Annotated in this window: 9 protein-coding genes; 6 read left to right on the top strand and 3 right to left on the bottom strand. The window is 54.5% G+C overall.

What is annotated here, in order from left to right; translation table 11 throughout:
* Positions 1-768: hypothetical protein (locus tag A3764_RS07025; RefSeq protein ID WP_236628113.1), on the top strand; the 768-nt coding region annotated here is incomplete at its 5' end.
* Between the two features lie 17 nt (positions 769-785).
* Here the strand turns inward: A3764_RS07025 and A3764_RS07020 are convergent.
* Positions 786-2,015, bottom strand: coding sequence for a MobA/MobL family protein (locus tag A3764_RS07020; RefSeq protein ID WP_082851055.1), 1,230 nt, complete (start codon positions 2,013-2,015; stop codon positions 786-788).
* A gap of 218 nt (positions 2,016-2,233) precedes the next feature.
* Between A3764_RS07020 and A3764_RS07015 the strand changes: the two genes are divergently transcribed.
* Both A3764_RS07015 and A3764_RS07005 read left to right on the top strand, forming a co-directional pair.
* Positions 2,234-2,584, top strand: coding sequence for a hypothetical protein (locus A3764_RS07015; protein WP_067922661.1), 351 nt, complete (start codon positions 2,234-2,236; stop codon positions 2,582-2,584).
* 178 nt (positions 2,585-2,762) lie between these two features.
* Positions 2,763-3,841 (top strand): IS3 family transposase gene (locus A3764_RS07005; RefSeq protein ID WP_150120714.1). Its coding sequence is split into 2 segments (ribosomal slippage): positions 2,763-3,024 and positions 3,024-3,841, totalling 1,080 coding nucleotides; the frame shifts between segments, so codons are not numbered across the junction.
* Between the two features lie 333 nt (positions 3,842-4,174).
* Here the strand turns inward: A3764_RS07005 and A3764_RS24545 are convergent.
* Positions 4,175-4,996, bottom strand: coding sequence for a hypothetical protein (locus A3764_RS24545; RefSeq protein ID WP_150120713.1), 822 nt, complete (start codon positions 4,994-4,996; stop codon positions 4,175-4,177).
* Between the two features lie 993 nt (positions 4,997-5,989).
* Positions 5,990-6,268: a hypothetical protein gene (locus A3764_RS07000; protein WP_067925473.1), complete on the bottom strand. Its 279-nt coding sequence runs from the start codon at positions 6,266-6,268 to the stop codon at positions 5,990-5,992.
* A 150-nt stretch (positions 6,269-6,418) separates the two neighbouring features.
* Here A3764_RS07000 and hsdR point away from each other — a divergent pair, with 150 nt between their 5' ends.
* The 3 genes from hsdR to A3764_RS06985 form a co-directional block, all read left to right on the top strand.
* Positions 6,419-8,881 (top strand): EcoAI/FtnUII family type I restriction enzme subunit R, encoded by a 2,463-nt coding sequence (gene hsdR, locus A3764_RS06995; RefSeq protein WP_067925471.1) that lies wholly within the window; start codon positions 6,419-6,421, stop codon positions 8,879-8,881.
* Positions 8,882-8,884: 3 nt separating this feature from the next.
* Positions 8,885-10,333 carry a type I restriction-modification system subunit M gene (locus A3764_RS06990; RefSeq protein WP_067925468.1) on the top strand — a complete coding sequence of 483 codons (1,449 nt, stop codon included), beginning with the start codon at positions 8,885-8,887 and terminating at the stop codon, positions 10,331-10,333.
* A partial coding sequence (locus tag A3764_RS06985) for a restriction endonuclease subunit S (protein ID WP_201722410.1) occupies positions 10,330-11,153 on the top strand: 824 nt, incomplete at its 3' end. The genes A3764_RS06990 and A3764_RS06985, both read left to right, overlap by 4 nt.

The raw sequence follows: 11,153 nt of genomic DNA, 5'->3' as shown, positions 1-11,153 counted from the left end.
CCGGTCTCCTGTGAAGAAAAGGACACTCGAATGCTTGCGCTACCCATTGCACTACCTGCCACTCTTGTGGCGCAAATCAATTATGAAACCGCAAAAATAAAATGTGAATTTGACGACGCCTTGCCTGAAAGATTTCGCTCTTCAATGAAGTGCGCAACTCTAAATCTCTGGGGTACGTTTCATTTTGACAGCTCCGACCGGTTCAAAACTTTTATGCTCTCGACGAGCGCCAGATCTAAATTCTCTTTCCGGATAAAATTTGAAAACGAAACCTTTTCTCGCGCAAGGTATTCGGCAGAAAGTCAAGCCATTGCTGCTTGGTTAGACAAAGCCGTTGAGAAGAGAATGAAGGCCGGACGTGAGCTCGCCCATCTTTCCGACGAAGAGCTAAATAATCGTAAGTTCAGTAACTTGTTAATAGACCACGTAAGCGCTCACGAGCATATTGACCTTCAAGAGGCGTTTCTATTGCGCCTGCGGAATGCTGAACGCTCCCTGCGTTGTGCATCTACATCCAATCATGAGAAGCTTTCTGCGATCAAAAGAGCTGAGTCCATGTTCCGGCTTCTGAAGGTTGAAAGACTTGAAGCGGAAATTTGGGCGCGTGACGCCGACTCTGATGAGCTTAAAATTGATCATTGGGGCGCGGAAAACATCCCAGAAGACGTTCAACTCATTTATGCATACCGTCGGTACCATATGAACAGAAAAGAGGCGTTTCCCCTTTTTAACTATTGGGGAGAACCGCTTGTCGGCGTTGATCAATGAGAATATGTGAAAAAAGATCAACTACCTATCTTTCTCTGCCTCTGGCGCGGCGGGCGAGCACGTTGTTTTGCCTTTTGGCTCATTGCAAACCTTGGTTGCTGTTTCGATTCTGGAGTAGCCGCCGTTTCGGTTTCAGGGTCAATTGTACGATCGCTTTTCGGGTCAATCTTCTTCTCCATCCTACCTTGCGCCCAAAGAATTGCGGCCCGGGTTGGGTCAAGCGTGTCGAGGTGAGGCGCATTTTCGATAGCTTTCGCGCGGGCGTCAGCAGTCCTGGCGGATTCGATATTCGTATTTGCCTCGTCCACTTTCGCCAGCCGCGCAGTCTCATTCTTTGCTGCAATCGATTCGGAATCTTTGAGTCGGGCCTTCTCGCGTTCAAGGTCACGTATTAGCAACCAGCTCTTCCAAAGCTCTTCATTCTTCGCTTGGATCTTTGCGCGCGTCTTGCCCAGATGCGTGTCATCTGATCCATTCTCCAAGATGCGGCGACGCTTGCGAGCGGTGTTCCGTGGGCCCATCTTCGGTTGCGGCGTGAGACCGCCGGGCGCGTCACCGTTGGCAGCAGCCTTCTCATAGCTCCTAAGGTCAACAAGCATTGGGACGTTTGCTTTCGTTAGTTCACGGTTAACCCGTTTCTGCCACTCGTCGCGCATCTCCTGAATAATCTGCGGACCTGAAACTATGCCATCCAAGTCACGTATCTTCTGGCCAAAAGACCCTGTCTCGTCATTCCAAACACGGGTTGGGCACAGTATATGAACGTGCTGATTTAGAGGGTTCCCACGCTCATCTTTCCGAAGCTTCGGCACCTCTTTTTGCCCCTCGGTCATTGGAATCATATCTCGTAAAATTTCTTGATCCAAACCATGGGCAAACGGATGATGAATTGCGGCCATGGAAGACATTCCATAACGATCATGCATCCAAAGACAGAACCCACGAACCAGTACACGTTGCCTCTTGAGCGGTAGCTCATGGGGCAATGACACCAGTATCTCTCGTGCAAGCCTGGCCCTTGGATGCTTTTCCTTTGAACAAGCGGCGTTGAACACTTTCTCGGGATCATTCGGAAGCTTGATCGACTCAACGGAAACCACATCACGCCGGCGGGAATAATTCTTCACTTTACCAGTGCGGTCGCAGCGATAGCGCCCGCCGGTGCAATAGGCCGCCGCTGCTACGATAGAGGCGGTGTTGCTGCGGTTGCGAACCTTAACTTCGAATCGTGATGCTTTGTGTCTCATCTATTTTAGATGGCGCCCAACTTCTGGATCCGCTCGAAAAAAGCCCGCGGCAGGCGCGCGGCAACTCCAACGGAGTTGCGTAACCGCGCCCTTCGCCTTTCCCAGGCTCGGTGGGGGCGCACGTCGGCGTCATCGATAGTTGCGCTTTATTTGGGAGCGCTTCGGCAGGTAAGGCCTCATATCCCATTCAACGCCTGAAAGCCAACTGGAGATACTGGATGCCCCCAATTGAAAAACAAATCGCTGCTCTCGAAGAAAAGATTGCGAAGGAGCGCGCAAAACTCGCCGACGCGAAGGCCAAGGCGGCCTTACAAAATCGAAAGCGCGATACACGTCGTAAAGTGCTATTTGGATACGCCTTCTTAGATTGGGCAAGCAGTCTGCCGCGGTCAGAGCGGAAGCGGATCGTCGGTTTAGTGCACGCGCGATTGGCAGAAAGAGAGCGCGAGGCATTTCCTCTGTCTGATGTGCTTTTGAGCATAGACGCTACAGCCAAAGAGAAAACGCCGTCGAAGCCGAAAACCGATCCTGAGATGGCGTTCCTACCCTTCCCAGCTTACAAGTCATAAATCATGTCCCCGTAAACAACATCACCGACACCGATCCGAATTTTTTCCCACCCTGGTTACGTTGACGCGTTTGTTACACTATTCCGCGGCCGATAGCCTGATAGACATGGTAATCCCCCCCGATGTTAAGGGGATGCGGAAGTAGAATTTTCTCGGCAGGATGAACGAGGAGATTCCGATGAAGAAGTCACGTTTTACCGAGGCCCAGATCATGGGCGTGCTGCGCCAGATGGAAGGCGGCGTTCCTGCTGCCGAGTTGTGCCGTGAACATGGCATGAGCAGTGCCACTCTTTACAAATGGCGGGCCAAATATGGCGGTATGGATGCGAGCCTGATCAGCGAGATGAAGGCGATGGCCAAGGAGAACCGCCGCCTGAAGCGTATGTTTGCTGATGTCAGCATGCAAAACGACCTGCTGAAGGAGGCGCTCGGAAAAAAATGAAGCGGCCAGCTCAACGCCGAGAGTTGGCCGTGAAAGCGGTGGCGATGAAGGGCGTCAGCATCGCGCTGGCGTGCCGGGCATTTGATGTCAGCGAAACCTGCTACCGATACAGCCCGAAGCTGGACGATGAGAACGAGCAGATCGCCGACCTGCTGCTTGGGCTGACGAAGGCGAAGAAGACTTGGGGCTTCGGCCTATGCTTTCTCTACCTGCGCAATATCCAGGGCCATGGTTGGAACCACAAGCGGGTCTACCGCGAGCTGGAGCTGAACCTCAGGATCAAGCCGCGCGAACGGCTGAAACGGGAGAAGCCCGACGAGTTGGTCGTGCCAGAACAGCCGAACGAAGTCTGGTCCATGGACTTCATGGCAGATCGCCTCGGGGACGGTCGCCAGTTCCGGCTGCTGAATGTCTTGGACGACTTCAACCGTGAAGGGCTGGGTATTGAGGTCGACTTCTCGCTACCCGCGGAACGCGTCATCAGGGCGCTGAACCAGATCATCGAATGGCGTGGTGCGCCTCGAACCATACGAGTCGACAACGGCCCGGAATACATCAGCGGCACCCTCATGGAATGGGCCGAAAACAAGGGCATCGCCTTGGCCCACATACAGCCGGGGAAACCGCAGCAGAACGCTTATGTCGAGCGCTACAACCGGACGGTCCGGCACGAATGGCAGGACCTCCACATCTTCGAAACCATCGACCAGGTGCAGCAGATTGCCACCGAGTGGCTCTGGTCTTATAACAATGAGCGCCCAAACATGGGCAACGGCGGAATGACCCCCGCCCAGAAACTGAGAATGGCCGCGTAAATTCTACGACCAAGTCCCCGCAAAAACGGGGGGATTACCACATCAGTCAACAATAGTCTGAAGCGGAAGTTCCAGTGAAGGCCCTTTCTTGATATTGATAACTTGCGAACTTCCGGCGCTTTTGAAGATAACCGTGCTGTTGAGATAATTCAGTTCGCAAAAGGTGTTAGAGATGCGGCGATCGTGGTATGATGCTAAGATTTGCTACGAAATGAGCGTCAATTGAACTGAGTTTGTGCTTAGCAATATTAAATTGCTAAGCCTCTCTTCAAAACGGTACAATCCTTGATTGCAATAAACTCTTGCAGTGATCAGTGATGATTCCGAGCTTTATCATCGGGAAGCTGCCGGGAGATTCTTCCGCAGGTTTGCTTCAACATCAGTAGGGTTTTCTCCATCAATAGCATACTCTCTAAAATCTCTCTTATCGATCTCGGCAACTTCGTAGTGGGACACTCTAAATACTCGCGAATTTAGTGACCAGCTTCTCAGTTTATCAGGAAACCAAGTAGTTCCTTCATGCCGCAACCGGATGAGAAGGCGCTGTTGACCATTCCCCCGTCGAACCCACTCGAGGCCAACGAACGCCGTTGTACCTGCCAGCTCCACGGCCTGCTGCAAGCTCTGGAAAAACTCTCGTCGGTAGTCACACCATCGTTTTGAAAGAGGAATTTCAAACTCTGGGATACGGTGGTTTCTGAGATTTCTTATTCTGCAGTATAAGTTGAGCGTCGTAGCAGAACGGCATGCAGCGGCGTGTCGAATATCAATGAGTGCGAAATCATCACTCCAACGTAGGGCCATAAGTTGATGAACCGCCGAGCTGAAACACCAGTGGATTCGGTGATTCCGGTTTGACATGTGTATCGCATCGAATAACCCAGAACCACTCACTTCGGCAATTAGGTTCAGCAAAGGGGCAGCCTTGTTAGCTTTCGATGGCCCTACTAAATGACGGAGTTCGGCGCCGAAGCACCACATACTGGCACGGGTTGTATCTTGCATATATAGATCATCTGTGCGCCAAAGCTCGTGTCTATCTTGAAGGAAGATCATACCGATCAAAAGCCGTGTCGTAGTGATTGAGAACTCGGCTTCAAGTATGCTATTGAGCAGATCAAAGGTTATACTTACGTTTTTGTTTTCGGTGTCCATAGTTGCCTCATTTTTCCTATGAACAGGAAATGGGGCGCTTTTCGAAGATAGAAAAATATCAACCAGCAATTTTTCTTACCGCAACAAATCTGCATGCGCATCAACCAGCATTTTCTCTTGGCTAACCCGCCATTTTGCAGGTTTCTCCTACTTTAGGACCCACCGACGCAGCATAGAAATTTACAATCTCCGTTAAGCGCTTGCTATACAACAACATTCTGAAGCCAAGCAATTAAGCACATAGGCATCTATGCATTACACCCATTAGAACCATGAAATTTACCGAACCGATCCCATCGAACCGCACCCAAAGAGCTACGTGGTGATTGTCCTTGCGAAGGGGCCGGTGGGGGTGCGGACGAAAGGTTGGACTATCTTAGGGATAGTCCATGCACAGCTACGAAGAAGGACTGCGCGCGGTCAAGCTTTACGTCAAGCTCGACAAGCGGGTGCAGGCCCGCGACTCGTAAGTTGGGGTATCCGACGAAGAACGGCTTGGAAGGCGTGGCCTCGGGAATACCAATGGCGGCAAATCATGCCTATATAATCGGCACCGCGCACGCCTTAGTTTTCGACGGCGCAGAGGCAGGTGGCGCTAAATCACTATGCAACCCATGACCGCTGCATCTGATGGACTCTGCATGCTTTAGACTACCCATGCCGAACCACCATCGCGGCTTGGGTGCGCGATGCTTTTTTTGACAGGAAGCCGGTTTCTAACACGGCACATGGCCCAGACAACCAATCTGACGCCGTGAAGCACGGCTGAAGGTCGCACGCTCATGTTAAACACCCGCCCCTCACCGGCATAGCCGAGCGCCCGGTTCCGTTCGCGGCGGCCGGCGGCATCGAACGTCGGACGACGTGCTGCATCTATTCCAACTACTTCGGAAGCGGAGCATTTTGAATAGTTGGTGCGACATCAATGAAGGAATGCGCAGCCTTGGCCAACCAGCGTCGTATTCACGGTGAAGTGCCGCTTCCCCATCAGGATCACGTACGAACCACCTGGCGGCGGCTTTTACCAGCGACACTTGCAAATTGCACCTCGGCGCATACCTTTTGAATGTCGCCTGTCCAGGGCCCGCAAAGCGGCGCGACGTTGGAGATTTTAAATTCGATGGAATCTCGGCTCCGACCAATTTGATTTTGCAGAGAGCGGTTCTGCGCGGCCTTGTTGTATCGGCGGCCCAGCAGCTCTTCGCTAAGTATCAGCAAATATTCCGCGGCGATCGTATCATTACCTTCATAGGACCAATCAGCAGCCGTCATAGTGCCGTCGTCAATCCGCGCAACTTGGCGTGTCAGGCGAAAAACGCAGGAACGCCTTTAATCATTGTGATAGCGCACGCTTGTCTTTCCCGCGCATCCCGACGTAGCATCGGTAGATACTTTTTTCGATTTTAATTGCGGCAGGATAAAATGGACAAGCGGGGCCTTAGCGAGCGCGATATATGCACCAAATTTATCACCCCAGCCCTTGTCTTAGCAGGCTGGGACGTGAACAGCCAAATCCGCGAAGAGGTCAGTTTCACCAAAGGCCGGATCATCGTCCGCGGTAAGATGGTCAGCCGCGGCGAAGGCAAGCGTGCTGATTACATCTTGTCAGCAAAGCCCAACATCCCCATCGCCATCATCGAGGCGAAAGACAACAAACAGCCCGTCGGCGGAGGCATGCAGCAAGCGCTCGGCTACGCTGAGACGCTGGATATTCCCTTCGTATTCTCATCGAACGGAAATGGCTTTGTCTTCCACGATCGAACTGGATCTTCATCAAATGTCGAACAGTCCTTGGGCTTGGATGAATTCCCCAGCCCCCAGGATCTTTGGCAGCGCTATAAATCTTGGAAAGGGCTGTCCGACGCTGAGGAAAAAATCGCTCTTGAGGATTACCATGATGACGGTTCGGGCAAGGAACCGCGCTACTATCAGGTCAATGCCATCAACAAAACGATGGAAGCGATAGCCAAGGGGCAGGATCGCGTCCTTCTGGTCATGGCGACGGGCACCGGCAAAACCTATACGGCTTTTCAGATCATCTGGCGCTTTCGGCAGGCGTTTCCTGGAAAACGCGTTCTGTTCTTGGCAGATCGAAATGTGCTTATCGATCAAACCATGGTCAACGACTTTCGGCCCTTCAGTGGCAAGATGGCGAAGCTGTCGACCCAGTCGAAAACCATCGAGCGGCCGGACGGAACCAAGGAGAGCGTTACGCTTGCGATGGACAAAAAGCGCCGCATCGACTCCTCCTATGAAATCTACCTCGGGCTTTACCAGGCCATCACCGGCCCGAACGAGAGCCAGAAGATCTATCGTGAGTTCTCCAAGGACTTCTTCGACCTGATCATCATCGACGAATGTCATCGGGGGAGCGCATCGGCGGACTCCGCTTGGCGGGAGATCCTCGATCATTTCTCGTCAGCCGTGCAGATCGGCCTGACGGCGACACCCAAGGAGACGGAATACGCGTCGAACATTGACTACTTTGGGCCACCAGTCTTCAGCTACACCTTGAAGCAAGGCATCCGCGACGGTTTCCTTGCGCCCTACAAAGTCATCAAAGTTCACGTCGACCGTGACGTGCAGGGGTATCGCCCGGCGAAAGGCCAGCTGGATCGGGATGGAGAAGAGGTCGAGGACCGGATCTACAATGCCAAGGATTTCGACCGAACGCTGGTTTTGGACGACCGTACCAAGCTCGTCGCGCGAAAAATTACGGAGTTCCTCCGCGAAAGTGGCGACCCGATGGCCAAGACCATCGTGTTCTGCGTGGATCAAGAGCATGCAGCGCGTATGCGCCAAGCGCTTATCAACGAAAATGCCGACCTCGTCGCAAAGAACGCGCGATACGTGATGCGGATCACCGGGAACGACAAAGACGGCATCGATCAACTGGGAAATTTTATCGATCCAGAGGCCGCTTACCCCGTGATCGTGACCACATCCAAACTTCTGTCTACAGGGGTCGACGCCCAGACCTGCCGCCTGATCGTGCTCGACCGCGAAGTCGGGTCTATGACCGAATTCAAGCAGATCGTTGGGCGCGGCACACGGGTGCATGAAGATACGCGCAAGCTGTTCTTCACGCTGATGGATTTCCGCGGTGCGTCAAGCCATTTCGCAGATCCGGACTTCGACGGCGAGCCTGTTCAAATCTACGAACCCAGTCAGTATGACCCTGTGACCCCGTCGGACGAAACGCCAGCCCAGACGCCGGACGGCGACGGCACAGCAAGCGGTGAGAACCCTGCGGAGAACGAGACCGTCCTGATCGATCCGAACAACCAGAACCTCACAAGCGGCACCAAGACCGGCCCGCACCCCAAGGTTTATATCGACGGCGTGGGCGCTGACATCGTCGCCGAGCGCGTCGAATACCTTGATGAAAGCGGCAAGCTGGTAACCGAGTCCCTCCGCGACTACACGCGCAAGGCCATGCGGCAGCGTTTCACCAGCCTGGATGATTTCCTGCGGCGCTGGAAGCAGACCGAACGCAAACACGCGCTTGTCGAAGAACTGGCCGAGGAGGGATTGCCCCTCGACGTAATCGCTGACGAACTGGGGTTGGACCTCGACCCGTTTGACCTGATCTGCCATATCGCCTTTGACGCCAAGCCGCTGACCCGCAAAGAACGCGCCGATAATGTGCTCAAGCGAGACGTGTTTACCAAATACGGCCCCCAGGCCCGTGCTGTCCTTGAGGCATTGCTGGAAAAATACGCCGACGACGGCGTTATCAGCATCGACGACCCGAAGATCCTGAAAATCAATCCATTCTCCGGCATGGGCACCGAGGTTGAATTGATCCGCGCCTTCGGCAAGAAGAACGACTACATTCGCGCCGTGCATGAGATGCAGACGGCGCTCTACGAAGAAAGTGCATAACTCATGTCCGTCCGCAACCTCGTCAAATCCATCCAAGATATCATGCGCAAGGACACCGGCGTCGATGGTGACGCGCAGCGCATGTCCCAGCTGGTCTGGATGTTCTTCCTCAAAATCATGGATGACCAGGACGAAGCGCTGGAAATCACACAAGATGACTACACCTCGCCCATCCCCGAGGATCTGCAGTGGCGGACCTGGGCGGCCAACCCTGAGGGCATCACCGGCGACACGCTTCTGGACTTTCTGAACGACGAGCTGTTCCCCCGCCTCAAACAACTCTCCCCGCAAAAAGGGCCCCGCGCCAAGGTCGTCCGCGATATTTTTGAGGACGCCTATAACTACATGAAATCCGGCCAGCTCCTGCGGCAGGTGATCAACAAGATCAACGAGGTCGATTTTAACAACCTCACCGAACGCCAGCACTTTGGCGACATCTACGAACAGCTGTTGAACGACCTCCAGAACGCGGGCAACGCCGGCGAATATTACACGCCCCGCGCGGTCACCGCCTTCATGGTTCAGCAGATCGACCCAACGCCCGGCGAGGTGCTGTTTGACCCCGCCTGCGGCACCGGCGGCTTCCTGACCTGCGCCATGCGCCACATGCGCGACAAGCACATCAAGCGCCCTGAGGACGAGACGCTGATGCAGGCCTCGCTACGCGCGGTCGAGAAGAAGCCGCTGCCCCACATGCTCTGCGTCACCAACATGCTGCTGCACGGGGTGGAAGAGCCGTCATGGGTGCGTCACGACAACACCCTGGCGCGCCCGCTGGTCAGTTGGGGCCAAGCGGACAAGGTCGACATCGTCCTGTCCAACCCGCCCTTCGGTGGCAAGGAAGAGGACGGGATCGAGAACAACTTCCCCACCTTCCGCACCCGCGAAACGGCAGACCTGTTCCTCGCGCTCATCATCCGCTTGCTTAAGGACAACGGCAGGGCAGCCGTGGTGCTGCCCGATGGCTCGCTTTTTGGCGAAGGGATCAAAACCAAGCTCAAGGAACACTTGCTTGAGGAATGCAACCTGCACACCATCGTGCGGCTGCCGAACTCGGTCTTCAAACCCTATGCCTCCATCGGCACCAACCTGCTTTTCTTTGAAAAGGGCACGCCCACGCATGACATCTGGTATTGGGAACACCGCGTGCCCGAGACGCAGAAGGCCTATTCCATGACCAAGCCGATCCGGCTGGAGCATCTGGACGACTGCGCCGCATGGTGGGGCGGTGAGGCCCGCGAAGGGCGGCAGGAAAGCGAGCGCGCGTGGAAAGTGTCGATTGACGAGATCCGCGAGCGCGGTTTCAACCTCGACATCAAGAACCCGCATGTGGAGGCAGAGGACTGGGGCGACCCAGAGACCCTGCTGAACGACCTGACCAAGGCCAAGGCCTCGGTCGATAGCCTGCGCGCCGAGCTGAAGGCCATCCTGACGGAGGCGCTGGCCCGATGAACGCGGAACGGTTGCTGCAGGTTTACGAACAGATCAGCGAAGCGCCGGACGCCATCGCGCGGCTGCGGCGGTTCGTCCTGGATTTGGCGGTGCGTGGGAAGCTGGTGGAGCAGGATGCGGCGAATGAGCCTGCCATAGAGCTGCTTGACAGGATAGCCGAAAAAAAGGTTCGTCTCTTTGAGGTAGGGGCGATTAAGAAAAAACCTGAACTGCCACCCGTCGCGCGATGTGATCAACCACACCCACTCCCAAGTAATTGGATTTGGGTTCGCTTCGCGAACATCGTCGATTTCTCAGCCGGCAGGACCCCATCGCGAGGCGATACATCTTATTGGAATACCGGTGATTTCCATTGGGTGAGCATTGCGGACATGGTTGATGGCCAAGTCGTAAGCGAGACAAAGGAAACAGTCAGCGAAAAGGCTAAGAAAGAAGCCTTCAAATCTGACCCAGCTCCAGCCGGAACAATGATTATGAGCTTCAAGCTCACGATCGGCAAAATGTCACGGCTGGGAGTGCACGCCTACCACAACGAAGCTATCATCTCAATTCGGCCTCACTTAGCGGAACTTGATCCCTATTTATTCAAGGTTTTGCCTGACCTTGCCCGAGGCGGCGAGACCAAGGGAGCGATTAAGGGAGTAACCCTAAATCGCGAGTCCATTTCAAACATCTTGATCCCGCTTCCACCTCTCGCCGAACAGCACCGGATCGTCGCCAAGGTCGATGAGCTCATGGCGCTCTGTGATCGCCTGGAGGAGGCCGGCAAGACACGGGAGGAGCTGCGCGACAAGCTGACCGCCGCCAGCCTCGCCCGCCT

Source organism: Sulfitobacter sp. HI0129, assembly GCF_001635395.1.
GTDB lineage: Bacteria > Pseudomonadota > Alphaproteobacteria > Rhodobacterales > Rhodobacteraceae > Sulfitobacter.
Note: the sequence above shows the minus strand (reverse complement) of the source record. Positions and strands in the feature narration are given on the sequence as shown.

Bases quoted from the DNA above. Each gene is read 5' to 3' on its own strand.
- A3764_RS24545 (WP_150120713.1), bottom strand. From the start codon at position 4,996: ATGGACACCGAAAACAAAAACGTAAGTATAACCTTTGATCTGCTCAAT.
- A3764_RS07015 (WP_067922661.1), top strand. From the start codon at position 2,234: ATGCCCCCAATTGAAAAACAAATCGCTGCTCTCGAAGAAAAGATTGCG.
- hsdR (WP_067925471.1), top strand. From the start codon at position 6,419: ATGGACAAGCGGGGCCTTAGCGAGCGCGATATATGCACCAAATTTATC.
- A3764_RS06990 (WP_067925468.1), top strand. From the start codon at position 8,885: ATGTCCGTCCGCAACCTCGTCAAATCCATCCAAGATATCATGCGCAAG.
- A3764_RS07020 (WP_082851055.1), bottom strand. From the start codon at position 2,015: ATGAGACACAAAGCATCACGATTCGAAGTTAAGGTTCGCAACCGCAGC.
- A3764_RS07000 (WP_067925473.1), bottom strand. From the start codon at position 6,268: ATGACGGCTGCTGATTGGTCCTATGAAGGTAATGATACGATCGCCGCG.